Raw genomic sequence first — 16,620 nt, forward strand, 5'->3', positions numbered from 1 at the left:
CTCGCGGGAGACGGCCCCTGTCGGTGGAGCTACCTGCTCACTCCTTGCGGAGCGACGGGCCCTGGGTGCCGTCCTCGTCGTCGCCGACGGTCAGCGCCACCGGGGGCGTGTCGGGCAGGTCGATCGGCTTGGTCTCGCCGCGGAAGGTGAACTTCGCGTCGGTGCCCTCGCCCTCGACGTCCACCACGACGATCTGACCGGCGGTCAGCTCCCCGTAGAGGATCTTCTCCGACAGCGCGTCCTCGATCTCGCGCTGGATGGTCCGGCGCAGCGGCCGGGCGCCCAGCACCGGGTCGAACCCGCGGGCCGCCAGGAGCTTCTTGGCCTCCTGGGTGACCTCGAGCGACATGTCCTTGTTGCTCAGCTGGCTCTCCACGCGGGCGAGCATCAGGTCGACGATCTGGATGATCTCGGCCTCGGTCAGCTGGTGGAACACGACGATGTCGTCGATGCGGTTGAGGAACTCAGGCCGGAAGTGCTGCTTGAGCTCGTCGTGGACCTTCGTCTTCATGCGCTCGTAGTTCGACTGGTCGTCGTTCCCGGCCTGGAAGCCGAGGCCGACCGCCTTGGAGATGTCCCGCGTCCCGAGGTTGGTCGTGAGGATCAGGATCGTGTTCTTGAAGTCCACGATCCGGCCCTGACCGTCGGTGAGGCGGCCGTCCTCCAGCACCTGCAGCAGCGTGTTGAAGACGTCGGCGTGGGCCTTCTCGATCTCGTCGAAGAGGACCACCGAGAACGGCTTGCGCCGCACCTTCTCGGTCAGCTGGCCGCCCTCGTCGTAACCGACGTAGCCGGGAGGGGCACCGACGAGCCGCGACACGGTGAACCGGTCGTGGAACTCGCCCATGTCGATCTGGATGAGCGCGTCGTCCTCGCCGAACAGGAAGTTCGCGAGCGCCTTGGCGAGCTCGGTCTTACCGACACCCGAGGGGCCGGCGAAGATGAACGAGCCACCGGGGCGACGCGGGTCCTTGAGGCCCGCGCGGGTGCGACGGATCGCCTGGCTGACGCTCTTGATGGCCTCTTCCTGGCCGATGATCCGCTTGTGGAGCTCGTCCTCCATGCGGAGCAGACGGGTCGTCTCCTCCTCGGTGAGCTTGAAGACGGGGATGCCGGTCCAGTTGGCCAGCACCTCGGCGATCTGCTCGTCGTCGACCTCGGCGACGACGTCCATGTCGCCGGCCTTCCACGCCTTCTCCCGCTCGGCCTTCTCGGCCAGGAGGGTCTTCTCCTTGTCGCGCAGCGACGCGGCCTTCTCGAAGTCCTGCGCGTCGATCGCGGACTCCTTCTCGCGGCGGATGCCGGCGATCCGGTCGTCGAACTCGCGCAGGTCCGGCGGGGCGGTCATCCGCTTGATCCGCATCCGGGCGCCGGCCTCGTCGATCAGGTCGATCGCCTTGTCCGGCAGGAAGCGGTCGGAGATGTACCGGTCGGCCAGCGTGGCGGCGGCGACGAGGGCGCCGTCGGTGATGCTGATCCGGTGGTGCGCCTCGTAGCGGTCGCGCAGGCCCTTGAGGATCTCGATCGTGTGGGTGAGCGTCGGCTCGCCCACCTGGATCGGCTGGAAGCGGCGCTCGAGCGCGGCGTCCTTCTCCAGGTGCTTGCGGTACTCGTCGAGCGTGGTGGCGCCGATGGTCTGCAGCTCACCGCGGGCCAGCATCGGCTTGAGGATGCTGGCGGCGTCGATCGCGCCCTCGGCGGCACCGGCACCGACGAGGGTGTGGATCTCGTCGATGAACAGGATGATGTCGCCGCGGGTGCGGATCTCCTTGAGCACCTTCTTGAGGCGCTCCTCGAAGTCACCGCGGTAGCGCGACCCGGCGACCAGGGCGCCGAGGTCGAGCGTGTAGAGCTGCTTGTCCTTCAGCGTCTCGGGGACCTCGCCCTTGACGATCGCCTGGGCCAGGCCCTCGACGACGGCGGTCTTGCCGACGCCGGGCTCACCGATGAGGACGGGGTTGTTCTTGGTCCGCCGCGAGAGGACCTGCATGACCCGCTCGATCTCCTTGGCCCGCCCGATGACCGGGTCGAGCTTGGAGTCGCGCGCGGCCTGGGTCAGGTTGCGGCCGAACTGGTCGAGCACCAGCGACGTCGACGGCGTGCCCTCCGAGGGACCGCCGGCCGAGGCCGGCTCCTTGCCCTGGTAGCCGGAGAGCAGCTGGATGACCTGCTGGCGGACGCGGTTGAGGTCGGCGCCCAGCTTCACGAGGACCTGGGCGGCGACACCCTCGCCCTCGCGGATCAGGCCGAGCAGGATGTGCTCGGTGCCGATGTAGTTGTGGCCGAGCTGCAGCGCCTCGCGCAGGGACAGCTCGAGCACCTTCTTCGCCCGCGGGGTGAAGGGGATGTGCCCGGACGGGGCCTGCTGACCCTGGCCGATGATCTCCTCGACCTGCTGGCGGACACCCTCGAGCGAGATGCCGAGCGACTCGAGGGCCTTGGCAGCGACGCCCTCACCCTCGTGGATCAGGCCCAGGAGGATGTGCTCGGTGCCGATGTAGTTGTGGTTGAGCATCCTGGCCTCTTCCTGCGCCAGGACGACCACCCGTCGGGCTCGGTCGGTGAACCGTTCGAACATCTGCTGCTTCTCCTCTGACCGGCTGGTCCGGCACGTCCCTCCCCACGAGCGGGGAGGAGCACCCGACGTCCGTCGGCGCGCTGGGGCACCGGTCATTCCACTGTAGTCACGGACCACGCCGTCCCGTCGGTCGCGACCGGCGGTGCGGTGGGTGGCTTGCCCGGTCCAACCGATGGTGACGGGGCGGTGTTCCGCGAGCGTTACGCCGACAGCGGACGGCGTGTCGGTCGGGGACGCCGACGGCCCGGTCCCCGTGCGGGGACCGGGCCGTCGGTCACGTGCTGCGGGACCGCCTCAGTGGGCGGCCTCGTAGGCCTCGACGACGCTGGCCGGGATGCGGCCGCGGTCGCTGACGTTGTGGCCGTTCTTCCGGGCCCAGTCGCGGATCGCGCCGGCCTGCTCGCGGTCCATCCGGCCGCCGCCACCGGTGGCCCGGGACCGGCCGCCGCCGGAGGCCCGGCCGCCGCCGCGGCCGACCTTGCGGGCGGCCTGCACGTACCGGGAGAAGGCGTTGCGCAGTTCCTCCGCGTTCTTCTCGGACAGGTCGATCTCGTAGTTCGTGCCGTCGAGCGAGAAACTCACCGTCTCGTCGGCGGGGAGGTCCTCGTCGAGGTCGTCACTCAGGATCACCTGGACCTTGCGCGCCATTCCGCTTTCCTCGCTCCCTCTCGGCCCCCGTGGCCGGACAATTGCAGCCACCCGGAACCGGGCGACGCGCACATTGCACCACAGAACGGACCCGGCGGACCAATCCCGCGCGGCGGGTCGCCCATTTCGGGGAGGAATTGAGCGGAACGGCGCCGGGAGTTTCAGCCAATCGGCCGGACCAATGGGAACAGGATCGTCTCCCGGATACCGAGTCCCGTGAGCGTCATCATGAGCCGGTCGATGCCCATGCCGACGCCGCCGCTGGGCGGCATCCCGTACTCGAGGGCCTCGAGGAAGTCCTCGTCGAGCACCATGGCCTCGGGGTCGCCGGCCGCGGCCAGCAGCGCCTGCTGGGTGAACCGCTCGCGCTGGACCACCGGGTCGACCAGCTCGGAGTAGCCGGTGCCGCGCTCGATGCCGGCGATGTAGAGGTCCCACTTCTCCGCCAGGCCCGGCGTCGTGCGGTGCGCGCGGGTCAGCGGCGAGGTGTCGACCGGGTAGTCGACGACGAACGTGGGCGCCTGCAGCGAGTCCTGCACCAGCGCCTCGAACAGCTCCTCGACCACCTTGCCGGGCAGCCACGCCGGGTCGACGCCGACGTCGTGTCGCTCCGCCAGCTCCCGCAGCCGCTCGACCGGCGTCTCCGGGGTGACCTCCTCGCCGACGGCGTCGGAGACCAGCGTGTAGAGCGGCACCTGCGGCCACTCCCCCGACAGGTCGATCTCGGTGCCGTCGTGGTGGCGCGCGACGTGGTCGCCGAACAGCGAGGCGCAGCACTCCTGGATCAGCTCGCGCGTGGTGCGCGCCACGTCCTGGTAGTCGGCGTAGGCCTCGTAGAACTCGAGCATCGCGAACTCCGGCGAGTGCGAGCTGTCGGCGCCCTCGTTGCGGAAGTTGCGGTTGATCTCGAAGACCTTCTCCAGGCCGCCCACGATGCACCGCTTGAGGAACAGCTCGGGCGCGATGCGCAGGTACAGGTCGAGGTCGAAGGCGTTCATGTGCGTGCGGAACGGCCGGGCCGCGGCGCCGCCGTGCACGGTCTGCAGCATCGGCGTCTCGACCTCGAGGAAGCCGCGGCCGGTGAGCCCGGACCGCAGCGCGGCCATCACCTGCGCGCGCTGCCGGACGGTGCGGCGCGCCTCGTCGCGGACGATGAGGTCCACGTAGCGGCGGCGGACCCGCAGCTCCTCGCTCATCGGCTTGTGCGCCACCGGCAGCGGGCGCAGCGCCTTGGCCGCCATGCGCCAGGAGTCGGCGAACACCGACAGCTCGCCGCGCCGCGACGTCCCGACCTCGCCCTCGACGAAGACGTGGTCGCCGAGGTCGACGTCGGCCTTCCAGGCGTCGAGCGCGTCGGCGCCCACCCGGTCGCGGGAGAGCATGACCTGCAGCTCGGCGTCGCCCTCGCGCAGCGTCGCGAAGCACAGCTTGCCGGTGTTGCGGCTGAAGATGACCCGGCCGGTGACGCCGACCCGCTCGCCGGTCGTCGTGTCGGGCTCGAGGTCGGGGTGCTTGGCCCGGACGTCGGCCAGCGAGGTCGTGCGCTCCACCGTGACCGGGTACGGGTCGACGCCGGACTCGCGCAGCCGGTCGAGCTTGGCGCGGCGGACCCGGAGCTGTTCGGGGAGCTCGTCGTCCGGCACGCCCGGGGGTTCGTCGGTCACGTCGTCCGAGCCTACGGCCGTGCGCCGCGCCACCTCCGGCGACGTCCTAGCGGCGGCCGCCGGCCTGGGAGCGCTCGAAGGCCAGGCGCAGGCCGTGCACGGTGAGGTCGGGCTCGCGCTCGCCGATGGTGCGGCAGCTGTCGGCCACCAGCGGCGCCAGGCCCCCGGTGGCGACGACGACCGGCGGGTCGCCGAACTGCGCGACCAGTTCGCCGGCGATCCGGCCGACCAGCCCGTCGACCAGGCCGGCGAAGCCCAGCACCAGCCCGGACTGCAGCGCGGCGACGGTGTTCTTGCCGATCGCCTGCGCCGGCACGGTCAGCTCCACCGACCGCAGCTGCGCGGCGCGGGTGGCCAGCGCCTCCAGGCTGACCTCGACGCCCGGGGCCAGCGCGCCGCCGAGGAACTGCCCGTCGGGGCCGACGGCGTCGACGTTGGTGGAGGTGCCGAAGTCGACCACCACGACGGGGCGGCCGCCGCCGTCGGGCGCCCGGCCGAACAGCTCGTGCGCGGCCAGGGCGGTGACCACGCGGTCGGCGCCGACCTCGCGCGGGTTGTCCACGTGCAGCGGGACGCCGGTGCGCACGCCGGGGCCGATGAGCACGACCGGCACCTCGAGGGAGTCCAGCAGCTGCCGCAGCGCGGGCAGCAGCGCCGGCACGGTCGAGCACGCCGCGACGCCGGTGACCTGGGTGTCGCGCAGCAGCCCGCGCCACAGCATCCGGATCTCGTCGGAGGTGGCCCGCGCGTGCGTCGTCACGCGCCAGCACCCGACCCGCCGGGCGCCGTCGAAGGTGGCCAGCACGGTCTGGCTGTTGCCGACGTCGACGGTGAGCAGCACGCCGGTCAGCTCCGCAGGTCGAGCGCGAGGTCGAGGATCGGCGAGGAGTGCGTGAGCGCGCCGACCGAGAGGAAGTCCACCCCGGTGGCGGCGACCTCGCGGGCGACGGCGAGGGTGAGCCCGCCGGTGGCCTCGAGCTCGGCGCGGCCGCCGACCAGCGCCACGACCTCGCGCAGCTGCGCGGGCGGCATGTTGTCCAGCAGCAGGAAGTCCGCGCCGGCCTCGACCGCCTCCACCGCCTGCGCGGGGGTGTCCGCCTCCACCTGCACCGGCACCCGCGGCGCCCGCTCGCGCACCGCGGCGACGGCGGCCGCGACCGAGCCCGCGGCGGCGACGTGGTTGTCCTTCACCATCGCGACGTCGTAGAGGCCCATCCGCTTGTTCGACCCGCCGCCGCAGCGCACCGCGTACTTCTCCAGCGGGCGCAGCCCGGGCGTCGTCTTGCGGGTGTCGAGGACGACGGCGCCGGTGCCCTCGACGGCGTCCACCCAGGCGCGGGTGGCGGTGGCGATGCCGCTGGCCCGGCTGGCGATGTTCAGCGCGCTGCGCTCGGCGGCCAGCAGCGCGCGGACCGGCCCGCGGACGGTCAGCAGCACGTCGCCGCGGGTCACCCGGTCGCCGTCGGCCGCGCCGGCGGTGAGCGTGGCGCCGGGCGCGAGGCGGGCGAACACGCGGGCGGCGACGGGCAGGCCGGCGACGACGCCGTCGGCGCGGGCGACGAGGTCGGCGGTGCCGTACTGGGCCGGGGGCACGGTGGCGGCGCTGGTGACGTCGAGGGCGACGGCCAGGTCCGGCGCGCTCGGCAGGACGGCCCCACCGGCGAGGTCCTCGGCCAGGGTGCGCTCGACCAGGTCGTCGACCCAGGCCTCGGTGAGCCCGGTGTCCGCCAGCGACCGCGGGTCGGCGGTCACCACGGCTGCACCACGGGGGTCCCCACCGGCCGGCGGGTCAGGCGCAGCCGGCCGTCGTCGTCGAGGCGGACGTCGAGGTGCACCCGCCAGTCCTCCTCGGTGGCGGGGTGGTCCTCGCGCCAGTGGCAGCCGCGGGTCTCCTCGCGGGCGGCGGCGGCGGCGGTGAGGGCGCTCGCGACGGTGAGCAGGTCGGTGGCCTCCCAGCTCGCCACGCCGGGGGCGGCGCCGGGGCCGGCCGCCAGCCCGGCGGCCAGCCCGGCGAGCACGCCGGTGGCCTCGGCCAGCCCGGCGCCCGAGCGCAGCGCGGCGACCCGTCCGGACATCGTCTCGGTGACCGTGCGCCGCCCGGCGGGGTCGAGCAGGCCCGAGGTCCCGGCGACGGCCGCGCGGGCCGGCTCGGCCGGGGGCAGCGAGCGGGCCAGCTCCGCGCCGATGCGGGCGGCGAACACCAGCCCCTCCAGCAGCGAGTTCGACGCCAGCCGGTTGGCGCCGTGCACGCCGGTGCAGGCGGCCTCGCCGCAGGCGTAGAGCCCGGGGACGGTGGTCCGGCCGGCGAGGTCGGTGACCAGGCCGCCGGAGGCGTAGTGGGCGGCCGGCGTGACCGGCACCAGGTCGGTGACCGGGTCGACGCCGATCGCGCGGCAGCTGGCCACGATGGTCGGGAACCGCTCGGCGAGGCCGGGGACGTGCCGGGCGTCGAGCCACACGTGGTCGACGCCGTCGCGCAGCTGCACGCGGGTGATGGCCTTGGCGACGACGTCGCGCGGCGCGAGCTCGGCCTGCGGGTGGACGCCGAGCATGAACCGCTCCCCCGCCCCGTCGCGCAGCACCGCGCCCTCGCCGCGCAGCGCCTCGCTGACCAGCGGCTGCTGCCCGCGGGCGCCCGGGCCGCGGTACAGCGACGTCGGGTGGAACTGCACGAACTCCAGGTCGGTGGCGACCGCGCCGGCGCGCAGGCCCAGGGCCACGCCGTCCCCGGTGGACACCGGGGGGTTCGTCGTCGCGGCGTAGACCTGGCCCATCCCGCCGGTGGCGAGGACGACGGCCCGCGCGCGGACCGCGCCGACGCCGTCCTCGGTGCCCTCGCCGAGGACGTGCAGGGTGACGCCGGCGGCCCGGCCGGCGGCGTCGGTGAGCAGGTCGAGCACCATCGCGTGCTCGACGAGGGTGATGCCGGGGTCGGCGTGCACGGCCTCGCACAGGGCCCGCATGACCTCGGCGCCGGTGGCGTCGCCGCCGGCGTGCACGATCCGGTCGGCGGTGTGCCCGCCCTCGCGGGTGAGCAGCAGGCGGCCCGACCCGTCGCGGTCGAAGCCGGCGCCCCAGCCGATGAGCTGGTGCAGCCGCGCCGGGCCCTCGGTCACCAGGGTGCGGACGGCGTCGGGCTCGCACAGCCCGACGCCGGCGACCTCGGTGTCGCGGGCGTGCGCCCCGGGGCTGTCGGCCGGGTCGAGCACCGCGGCGATGCCGCCCTGCGCCCAGCGGGTCGACCCGTCGTCGACGCGGACCTTGGTGACGACGGCGACCGACAGCCCGGCGGCCCGGGCGTGCAGCGCGACGCACAGGCCCGCGACGCCGGAGCCGACGACGCAGACGTCGGCCGACAGCTCCCAGCCCGGCGCGGGCGCGGCCAGCCGGGTGGGCAGGCCGCTGACGGTCGGGGCCGCCAGGGTCACCGGACGGGGACGCCGAGGTCGCTGCGCTGCTGGTCGGGCGCGCCCGGCACCGGGGCCGAGGGGTCCCCGCCCAGCTCGACGACGCGGTTGCCGCCGTCGACGTGCACGACCTTCGGGATGTAGCTCTTGGCCTCGGTCTCGTCCATGAGGCCGTAGCTGATCAGGATCACCAGGTCGCCGGGGTGCACGAGGTGCGCGGCGGCGCCGTTGATGCCGATGACGCCGCTGCCCCGCTCGCCGGGGATGACGTAGGTCTCCAGGCGGGCGCCGTTGGTGACGTCCACGATCGCCACCTGCTCGCCGGGGATGAGGTCGGCGGCGTCGAGCAGGTCCTCGTCGATCGTCACCGAGCCGACGTAGTGCAGGTCGGCCTGCGTCACCGTCGCCCGGTGGATCTTGGACTTGAGCATCGTGCGCATCATCGGGGGGCTCCCAGGGTGACGGGGACGTTGTCGAGGAGGCGGGTGGCGCCGGCGCGGGCGGCCAGCAGGAGGCGAGCGGGGCCGGCGGCGGGGGCCGGGCCCAGGTCGGGGTCGGTGAGCGCGAGGTAGTCGGGCGCCAGCTCGGGCGCGCCGGCCAGCACCTCGCGGGCGGCGGCGAGGACGGCCGCGGCGCCGCGCGGGCCGGCGTCCGCCCCGGCACGCAGCGCCCTGTTCAACGTCGCGGCGCGGGCGCGCTCTTCCGGCGCCAGGTAGCGGTTGCGGCTGGACAGCGCCATGCCGTCGTCCTCGCGGACGGTCGGGACGCCGACCACCTCGAGCGGCAGCGCCAGCTCGCGGACCATGGCCCGGACCAGCGTCAGCTGCTGGTAGTCCTTCTCGCCGAAGAACGCGAGGTCGGGCCGGGTGAGGCCGAACAGCTTGGCGACGACGGTCAGCACGCCGGCGAAGTGGCCGGGCCGGACCGCCCCCTCGAGGACCGACCCGAGCGGGCCGGGGTCGACGGTGACGCCGAGCGAGCCGGGCGGGTAGACCTCGTCGACGGTCGGGTGGAACACGACGTCGGCGCCCTCGTCGGTGAGCGCGGCGAGGTCGGCGTCCCAGGTGCGCGGGTAGCGGTCGAGGTCCTCGCCGGGGCCGAACTGGGTCGGGTTGACGAACACCGACACGACGACGCTGCCGGCCCGCTCGCGGGCGGCGCGGACGAGCGCGCGGTGCCCCTCGTGCAGGGCGCCCATGGTCGGGACCAGCGCCACCGGGCCGGGCAGCCGGGCGATCAGCTCGCGGAGCTCGGCGACCGTCTCCGCGACGGCCGGCACGGCGGGGGCGCTCACCGGGAGCCCGCGGGGTCGGCGGCCTCGTACAGCAGGTCGAGCAGCGGCGCGCCCTCGTGCCGCTTGAGCCGGCCCGCGGACAGCGCCCGCTCGGTGGTCCGCTGCGCCATCGCGACGTAGGCGGCCACCGACTCGGGCGCCCGGTCGGTGAGCGTCGCGAGGTGGTCGGCCACCGTGCCGACGTCGCCGCGGCTGACCGGGCCGGTGAGCCCGCGGTCGCCGCGGCGCAGGCCGTTGTCCAGCGCGGCGGTGAGCAGCGGGGTGAGCACCCGGGCCGGGGCGTCGACGCCGGCCTGGCGCAACAGGTCGGCGGCCTCGGCGACGAGGGTGACCAGGTGGTTGGCGCCGGTGACCAGCGCCGCGTGGTAGAGCCGCCGGTCGTCCTCGGCGACGAAGAACGGCTCGCCGCCCATCTCCAGCACCAGGGTCTCGGCGACCGGCCGGTGCTCGGGGCGGCTGGTGACGCCGAACGGGGCGCCGGCGAGCCGGTCGGCGTCCTCGGGGGCGCCGGTGAAGGTCATGGCGGGGTGCAGGGCGAGCGGGAGGACGCCGGCCCGCTCCGCGGGGGCGAGGGCGGCCAGGCCGTGCGCGCCGGAGGTGTGGAAGGCCAGCTGGCCGGCGCGCCAGGTGCCGGTCTCGGCGAGGCCCGCGACCAGGCCGGGCAGCGTGTCGTCGGGGACGGCGAGCACCACGAGGTCGGCGGCGGCGACCACCTCGTCGGCGGGCAGCAGCGGGGTGCCGGGCAGCAGCCGGGCGGCGCGCTCGGCGGAGGCGGTGGAGACGCCGGAGGCGGCGACCACGTCGTGGCCGGCGGCGGCGAGCGCGGCCCCGAGGACGGCGCCGACGCGGCCGGCGCCGATGACGCCGACGCGGAGCCGGGCGGGGGCGCTGTCGGCGGGCTCGAGCCCGGCAGCGCGGGGGGTCCTGCGGGCAGCAGGCATCGGGTCACCTCTCGTTCCAGTCCCTGGCGGGTACCGGACTCGGTGGGCGGACCGTCGTCGTTGGCGGCCCGGGTGGTGCGGGTGCGGTGCGGGTGGTGCCGGCGGGCCGTCCGCTGCGACCGGGTGTGTCACGCGGGCGACGCGCCGAAGGCGAGTGTGAGTCGGCCCCGGGGCGCCTGCAACGGAACGGCGGTGTGGGGTGGCTCACGCTCCGCTCGCCGGGGTGGGCGGGACGCCCGTCCGGGGCGGTCCTACGGTTGCGGCGGCACCGGCGCCGACGCGGTCGCCGGCGGACACGAGGGAGTGACGTGGGCACGTTCGAGGGACGCACCGCACTGGTCACCGGCGGCAGCCGCGGCATCGGGCTGGCCATCGCCCGCAGCCTGGTCGACCGGGGGGCACGCGTGGTGCTCACCGCCCGCAAGTCCGAGGCGCTGGAGGAGGCCGTCGCGTCGCTCGGCGGTCCCGACGTCGCCGTCGGCGTGGCGGGCAACGCCGGGGACGCCGCGCACCGGGCCGAGGCGGTGCGCACCGCGGTCGAGCGGTTCGGCAGCCTCGACCACCTGGTCGGCAACGTCGGGATCAACCCGGTCTACGGCCCGATGGTCGACCTGGACCTCGACGCGTTCCGGAAGATCCTCGACACCAACGTCGTCGGCACGCTCGGCCTGGTGCAGGAGGCCTGGCGGGCGTGGATGTCCGAGCACGGCGGCTCGGTCCTCGTCGTCGCGTCGGTGGCCGGGCTCAAGGCCTCGCCGATGATCGGCGGCTACGGCGTCAGCAAGGCGGGGCTGGTCAACCTGGTCACCCAGCTGGCCGTGGAGCTCGGCCCGAAGGTGACGGTCAACGCGGTCGCCCCGGCGGTGGTGAAGACCCGGTTCGCCGGCGCGCTGTACGAGGGGCGCGAGGAGGAGGCCGCCCGCGCCTACCCGGCCGGCCGGCTCGGCGAGCCCGAGGACGTCGGCGAGGCCGCGGCCTACCTGCTCGGCGCCGGCTGGGTCACCGGTCAGACGCTCGTGCTCGACGGCGGCGCGCTCTCCCGCGGCCCGGCGTAGCCGACGGCCCATCGGCCCCCTCGCAGGCAGGAGGACCCCGTCCTCCCCACCGCTCGCAGGCTCGCGGCGAGCCTGTGGACGGGGCCTGGCGCGAGCCTGCGAGCGGTGGAAGGAGGGGTCCTCCGTCAGGCGTCGCGGTAGCGGCGGCGCCGGCCGCCGGGGGTGACCCCGCTCTCGGCGAGGATCTGCGCGAGCCGCGCCGCGCCGGCCTCGTCGTCCGGGGGCACGGGCGCCCCGTGACCGCCGTGCCGCGCGGCGGAGGAGTGCACGGAGGGGCGCTCGAGGGTCAGCTGCTCCTGCGGCGCCGGGGGCAGCAGGCCGGCGGGCAGGTCGGTGTGGCGCCGGCGCGGGACCGGCGGCGGCGTCACCACGCGCGCGACCGGCTCGGGCTCGGGCTCCGGCGCCGGGAGCGGCACGGCGGCCGTGGTCGGCACCCCGGCGCCGGGTCCGTCGGACGGCGCGGGCCAGCCGCCCAGCTCCCGCGGGACGGCGGCGTGCCAGGCGGCGGTCGCCGGCTCCAGCGGCTCGCGGCCGGTCCGCACCGACTGGGTGCGCATGACCACCCGCTCGATGTGCATCTCGCCGGAGTGGTGCAGCTCGCCCGTGTGGGGCAGCTCGCCCGCGGACCGCTCGGTCAGCTCGGCCCGCAGCCGGCCGACGTCGGCGCGCAGGCCGGCCAGCTCGGCCAGGTCGGTCCGCAGGGCGCCGATCGCGGCGACCTCGGCGTGCAGCGCGCCGAGGTCCGAGAGGTCCCCGCGCAGCCCGGCCAGCTCCGCCCGCAGCCCGTCGAGCTCGCGGCGCATCGACGCCTCGGACTCGCTGCGGACCCGCGCCTCCAGCTGCCGCTCCGACTCGCGGTGGGCGGCCGCGTCGCGGTCGCGCTCGGCCTCGTGGGCCCGGCGCAGCTGCGCCTCGAGGGCGGCGACGTCGGGACCGCCGGCGGCCGGCTCCGGCCGGCGCCCGGCCGCGAAGGCGGCGCCGAGGCCGGCCCAGGCGACGGCGACCACGGCCACCCGCAAGACCTGCGGGTCGTCGCTGAGGAAGACGACGGCGGTCGCGGCGGTGGCGAGCACGCACCCGAGCACCTGCCCGGCGACGCGCAGCCGCCCTCCCGTCCGCATGACCTCAGGGTAACGCTGAGCGAGCCCCCGACTGCGGTACGGAATCGTCCCGTGTGCCGCGGCCGGGGGCCCGCCTGGAGTCGCTAGTCCTGCGCGAGGGCGCCGTCGGAGCTGAAGACCAGGCCCATCGAGACCTCGCCCTGCTGGATGGCGGCCTTGGTCGCCGGGCCGCCGGCGTCGAACTCACGGAACTCGGCGAACTGCAGGCCGTAGGTCTCCTCGAGGCCCGGCTGGCAGAACGGCCGGGTCGGGCACTCGGCCGGCCCGCCCAGGACGAGCGACCCGTCGCCGCAGGCGTCGGCGAGCTCCGACAGCGTGGTCACGCCCAGCCCTTCTGCGAACTCCTGCGTCACGGCGAAGGCGTTCTGGTCGGCGGCCTCCGACGGCGTGCCGAAGGTCAGCCCGACCTGGTCGGCCAGCGGCTGCAGCGCGTCGCGGGTGGCCTGGGCGTCGCCGCTGGCGATCGGCGCCGGGTTGGGGCCGTTGACCTGGGCGTTGAGCGCCTCGGTGACGGTGGCCAGGTACTCGGGGAAGACCTGCAGGTCGGTGCCCGAGATTAGCGCCGGCAGGTAGAGGTCGCGGTTGCCCACCTCGCGCACGGTGGCGTCGAAGCCCGCGGCCTGCAGGACCCCGGCGTAGACGTTGGCCAGGATCGTCGACTCGGTGAAGTTGCCGGCGCCCACGATGACCGGCCCGCTGCCCTGCTCGAGGCCCTCGGTCACGCCGCTGTCCTCGACCCACTGCGCCGCGACGTCCTCGGCGCTCTGCCGCTCGAGGTCGACGGCGGCGTTCATGTCGATGAGCTGGTCGGTGGTCAGCGCCGCCGAGACCGCGTCGAGGGCCGGCACCAGCGCGGGGTTGGCCGCGGCGGTGGCCGAGGTCACCGCCGGCACGATGTTGTCGGCGTTCTGCAGCTCCTGGTCGTCCTCGAGGACGACCAGCTGGTCGCCGGCCACCGGGGCACAGGCGTCGCCACTGGCGGCCGAGCCGCTCGCGGTCGAGCCGCCGGTGCCCGAGGAGCCCGACTCGCCGCAGGCGGCGGTCAGGAGCAGACCGGTGAGCAGGAGAGGAGTCAGGGCGCGCTGCGTGCGCATGGTGTCCCGCCTTCTGTGTCCCGTGCGGCGTGCGGCCGCGACGCGTGTCTGGCGGGGGTCCCCCGCGCGGCCCATGCAACCCGCGGGTCCCGCACACCGACACCGCCCCCGCCGATGTGTTGCGCTCTCGTTACCTGCCCGCGATCAGCCGGAGACGCAGGTCACAGCGGCACCCCGCTGGCGGTGGGTTCCGGCACGGCGCCGTCCCGTGACGGGGCCGTCCGGGCGTGCAGGAACGGCAGCCGGCGCGGGCCCGGGGTGACCGCCCAGGACAGCACCGCGAGGACGAGCTCGGTGAGCAGCGCCAGGCCCGCCACGAGGATCGCCCCGGCGATCATCACGCCGTAGTCCTGCTGGCCGAACCCGAGGTTGATCAGCCGGCCCAGCCCTCCCCCGCCGACCAGCGCGGCCAGCCCCGCCGTCGCCACCACCTGGACCGCCGCGGTGCGGATGCCGGTGGTCACCAGCGGCAGGGCCAGCGGCAGCTCGACCCGGCCGAGCACCTGCGCCCGGCTCATCCCCATCCCGCGGGCCGCCTCCTTCACCTCGGCGTCGACGCCGCGGAAGCCGACGAAGGTGTTGGTGAGGATCGGCGGGACGGCGAACACCGCCAGCGCGATGGTCGTCGCGCGGTTGCCGAAGCCGATGGGGCTGACGGCGAAGAGGGTGAGCAGCGCGAGGGTCGGGACCGCCCGGCTGACGTTGGACAGGACGACGACCAGGCCCGCACCGCGGCGCGCCGTCCCCAGGGCGACGCCGACCGGCAGCGCCACGACCATCGCCGCGAGCACCGCGACGGCGGAGATGCCCAGGTGCTCGATCGTCAGGTCGGCGATGCCGTTGGGGCGGGTCCAGTTGAACGGGTCGTTGAGGTAGACGAGCGCCCTCGAGAAGTCGTTCACGCCCGCACCGCCCGCGTCCACGGGGTGAGCGCACGCTCGGCGCCGGCGAGCAGGACGTCGGCCAGCAGCGCGAGCAGCACGCACCCGACCGCGCCGGTGACGATCTCGGCGCGGTAGAAGTTCGCCGCGAACCCGCCGGTGATCAGCTGCCCGAGCCCGCCGTGGCCGACGAGGACGCCGACCGTCGTCAGCGCCACCGTGGACACCGTGGCGATCCGCAGCCCCGCCATGAACGCCGGGAGGGCCAGCGGCAGGTCCACCCGCCAGAACGTCTGCGCGGCCGACAGCCCCATCCCCCGCGCCGCCTCGCGGACGTCGGCCGGGACGCCCTGCAGGCCGGCGAGGAAGTTCCGCACCAGGATGACCAGGGAGTAGGCGACCAGGCCGATGAGCACGGTGTTCGACGACAACCCGGTGAAGGGCACCAGCAGCGCGAACATCGCCAGCGACGGGATCGTGTAGACGACCGTGGACAGGCCGAGCACCGGTGCCGACAGGAACCGGCTGCGCCGGGCGAGCACCGCCAGCGGCAGCGCGATGGCCGCGCCGATCACCACCGCCAGCACGGTCAGCCGGACGTGCTCGCCGGTGTAGGACAGGATGGAGTCCCAGTTCTCCGTCACGTAGGACGGGTCGAACCACGGGTTCGGCGCCTCGTCCACCGCGAGCAGCCCCGCCACGGGGTCGCTCACCGCGTCCAGCAGGGGGCGCGCACCCAGGGAGGTCACCCCGTGGACGCTACTGCCGATGCCGGCCGGGAGAGCACCGCAGAGGAGATCCGGCTCGAGGGGGTCAGCAAGACCTACCCCGACGGCACGGTCGGCGTGGAGCGGCTGGACCTCACCTTCGCCGCGGGCGAGCTGTCGGTCCTGGTCGGCCCGTCCGGCTGCGGCAAGACCACGACGATGAAGATGATCAACCGGGTCATCGAGCCGACGACGGGGCGGATCCTGCTCGGCGGCGAGGACGTCACCCGCGTCGACGCCGACCGGCTGCGCCGCCGCATCGGCTACGTCATCCAGAACGTCGGGCTCTTCCCGCACCAGACCGTGCGGGACAACGTCGCCACCGTGCCGCGGCTGCTGGGCTGGGACAAGCGGCGCACCCGGGCCCGCGTCGACGAGCTGCTGGCCACCGTGGGCCTCGAGCCCGCCGTCCACGGCGGGCGGTACCCGGCCCAGCTCTCCGGCGGCCAGCGGCAGCGGGCCGGCGTGGCCCGGGCGCTGGCGGCGGACCCCGCCGTCCTGCTGATGGACGAGCCGTTCTCCGCGGTGGACCCGGTGGTCCGCGAGCGGTTGCAGGCGGAGTTCCTCCGGCTGCAGGAGACGGTGCGCAAGACGATCGTGTTCGTCACCCACGACATCGAGGAGGCCGTCCGCCTCGGCGACCGGATCGCGGTGATGAGCACCCGCGGCCACGTCGAGCAGTTCGCGCCGCCCGCGGAGCTGCTCGGCCGGCCGGCCAGCGCCTTCGTCGCCGACTTCGTGGGCGCCGACCGCGGCCTCAAGCGGCTGGCGGTCACCGGCATCGGCCCCGACGACCTGGAGCGGCCGCCGGTCGTGCACGTGGCCGACGGGCTGGCCGACGCCCGCGCGTCGCTGGAGGCCGGGGGCGCCCGCTGGGCGGTCGTCCTCGACGACGACGGCCGGCTGCACGGCTGGCTGTCGGCCGAGCGGGCCTCGGGCGCCGGCACGGTCGGGTCGGCGGCGCACCGGATGGAGGCCTGGGTGCCCGCCGACGCGTCGCTCAAGACCGCCTTCGCGACGATGCTCCAGCACGAGGCCGGCTGGGTCGCGGTGCTCGACGGCGACGTCTTCCTCGGGGTGCTCACCCCCGAGTCGCTGCACGCGGCGCTGCGCCGCTCGGTGGAGGGGACGGCTCCGGAGACCGCCGGCCCGGTGCCCGCGCGGGGGTGA

At 75.1% G+C, this 16,620-nt stretch carries 15 protein-coding genes; 2 read left to right on the forward strand and 13 right to left on the reverse strand.

Features of this window, described 5'->3' with window-relative positions:
* Positions 1 to 37 precede the first annotated feature (37 nt).
* The 9 genes from ACI79B_RS03160 to ACI79B_RS03200 form a co-directional block, all read right to left on the reverse strand.
* Positions 38 to 2,578: an ATP-dependent Clp protease ATP-binding subunit gene (locus ACI79B_RS03160; RefSeq protein WP_456930063.1), complete on the reverse strand. Its 2,541-nt coding sequence runs from the start codon at positions 2,576 to 2,578 to the stop codon at positions 38 to 40.
* A gap of 294 nt (positions 2,579 to 2,872) precedes the next feature.
* Entirely contained in the window at positions 2,873 to 3,226 is a 354-nt protein-coding gene (locus ACI79B_RS03165; protein ID WP_456930062.1) for a histone-like nucleoid-structuring protein Lsr2, read from the reverse strand.
* Between the two features lie 161 nt (positions 3,227 to 3,387).
* Positions 3,388 to 4,890: a lysine--tRNA ligase gene (lysS, locus tag ACI79B_RS03170; RefSeq protein ID WP_456930061.1), complete on the reverse strand. Its 1,503-nt coding sequence runs from the start codon at positions 4,888 to 4,890 to the stop codon at positions 3,388 to 3,390.
* A gap of 46 nt (positions 4,891 to 4,936) precedes the next feature.
* Positions 4,937 to 5,731 (reverse strand): type III pantothenate kinase, encoded by a 795-nt coding sequence (locus tag ACI79B_RS03175; protein WP_456930060.1) that lies wholly within the window; start codon positions 5,729 to 5,731, stop codon positions 4,937 to 4,939.
* Positions 5,732 to 5,736: 5 nt separating this feature from the next.
* Positions 5,737 to 6,645, reverse strand: a complete 909-nt coding sequence (gene nadC / locus ACI79B_RS03180) for a carboxylating nicotinate-nucleotide diphosphorylase (protein ID WP_457000057.1) — start codon at positions 6,643 to 6,645, stop codon at positions 5,737 to 5,739.
* Positions 6,639 to 8,318: an L-aspartate oxidase gene (locus ACI79B_RS03185; protein WP_456930058.1), complete on the reverse strand. Its 1,680-nt coding sequence runs from the start codon at positions 8,316 to 8,318 to the stop codon at positions 6,639 to 6,641. The genes nadC and ACI79B_RS03185 overlap by 7 nt, the downstream gene beginning before the upstream one ends.
* Complete coding sequence (panD, locus tag ACI79B_RS03190) at positions 8,315 to 8,740, reverse strand: aspartate 1-decarboxylase (RefSeq protein WP_456930057.1); 426 nt, start codon at positions 8,738 to 8,740, stop codon at positions 8,315 to 8,317. Before panD ends, ACI79B_RS03185 begins: the two co-directional genes overlap by 4 nt.
* Complete coding sequence (gene panC / locus ACI79B_RS03195; RefSeq protein ID WP_456930056.1) at positions 8,737 to 9,591, reverse strand: pantoate--beta-alanine ligase; 855 nt, start codon at positions 9,589 to 9,591, stop codon at positions 8,737 to 8,739. The genes panD and panC overlap by 4 nt, the downstream gene beginning before the upstream one ends.
* Positions 9,588 to 10,532: a Rossmann-like and DUF2520 domain-containing protein gene (locus tag ACI79B_RS03200; RefSeq protein ID WP_456930055.1), complete on the reverse strand. Its 945-nt coding sequence runs from the start codon at positions 10,530 to 10,532 to the stop codon at positions 9,588 to 9,590. Before ACI79B_RS03200 ends, panC begins: the two co-directional genes overlap by 4 nt.
* A 308-nt stretch (positions 10,533 to 10,840) precedes the next feature.
* Here ACI79B_RS03200 and ACI79B_RS03205 point away from each other — a divergent pair, with 308 nt between their 5' ends.
* Entirely contained in the window at positions 10,841 to 11,587 is a 747-nt protein-coding gene (locus ACI79B_RS03205; RefSeq protein ID WP_456930054.1) for an SDR family oxidoreductase, read from the forward strand.
* A 125-nt stretch (positions 11,588 to 11,712) separates the two neighbouring features.
* On the opposite strand, the gene ACI79B_RS03210 is transcribed toward ACI79B_RS03205, so the two are convergent.
* From ACI79B_RS03210 to ACI79B_RS03225, 4 genes are all read right to left on the reverse strand, one after another.
* Positions 11,713 to 12,708, reverse strand: a complete 996-nt coding sequence (locus ACI79B_RS03210; protein ID WP_456930053.1) for a DUF6779 domain-containing protein — start codon at positions 12,706 to 12,708, stop codon at positions 11,713 to 11,715.
* A gap of 83 nt (positions 12,709 to 12,791) precedes the next feature.
* Positions 12,792 to 13,802, reverse strand: a complete 1,011-nt coding sequence (locus tag ACI79B_RS03215) for a glycine betaine ABC transporter substrate-binding protein (protein WP_456930052.1) — start codon at positions 13,800 to 13,802, stop codon at positions 12,792 to 12,794.
* A 161-nt stretch (positions 13,803 to 13,963) separates the two neighbouring features.
* Positions 13,964 to 14,704 (reverse strand): ABC transporter permease, encoded by a 741-nt coding sequence (locus tag ACI79B_RS03220; RefSeq protein ID WP_456930051.1) that lies wholly within the window; start codon positions 14,702 to 14,704, stop codon positions 13,964 to 13,966.
* A complete protein-coding gene (locus tag ACI79B_RS03225) occupies positions 14,701 to 15,432 on the reverse strand; it encodes an ABC transporter permease (RefSeq protein ID WP_456930050.1) in 732 nt (243 codons plus the stop codon). Before ACI79B_RS03225 ends, ACI79B_RS03220 begins: the two co-directional genes overlap by 4 nt.
* A 3-nt stretch (positions 15,433 to 15,435) precedes the next feature.
* Here ACI79B_RS03225 and ACI79B_RS03230 point away from each other — a divergent pair, with 3 nt between their 5' ends.
* Positions 15,436 to 16,620, forward strand: a complete 1,185-nt coding sequence (locus ACI79B_RS03230; RefSeq protein WP_456930049.1) for an ABC transporter ATP-binding protein — start codon at positions 15,436 to 15,438, stop codon at positions 16,618 to 16,620.

It is taken from the genome of Geodermatophilus sp. SYSU D00879, from assembly GCF_054050375.1.

What these genes read in the sequence shown, in the direction of transcription:
- ACI79B_RS03160 (WP_456930063.1), bottom strand. Translation starts at nt 2,578, where the DNA reads ATGTTCGAACGGTTCACCGACCGAGCCCGACGGGTGGTCGTCCTGGCG.
- ACI79B_RS03165 (WP_456930062.1), bottom strand. Translation starts at nt 3,226, where the DNA reads ATGGCGCGCAAGGTCCAGGTGATCCTGAGTGACGACCTCGACGAGGAC.
- panD (WP_456930057.1), bottom strand. Translation starts at nt 8,740, where the DNA reads ATGATGCGCACGATGCTCAAGTCCAAGATCCACCGGGCGACGGTGACG.
- ACI79B_RS03200 (WP_456930055.1), bottom strand. Translation starts at nt 10,532, where the DNA reads ATGCCTGCTGCCCGCAGGACCCCCCGCGCTGCCGGGCTCGAGCCCGCC.
- ACI79B_RS03210 (WP_456930053.1), bottom strand. Translation starts at nt 12,708, where the DNA reads ATGCGGACGGGAGGGCGGCTGCGCGTCGCCGGGCAGGTGCTCGGGTGC.
- ACI79B_RS03215 (WP_456930052.1), bottom strand. Translation starts at nt 13,802, where the DNA reads ATGCGCACGCAGCGCGCCCTGACTCCTCTCCTGCTCACCGGTCTGCTC.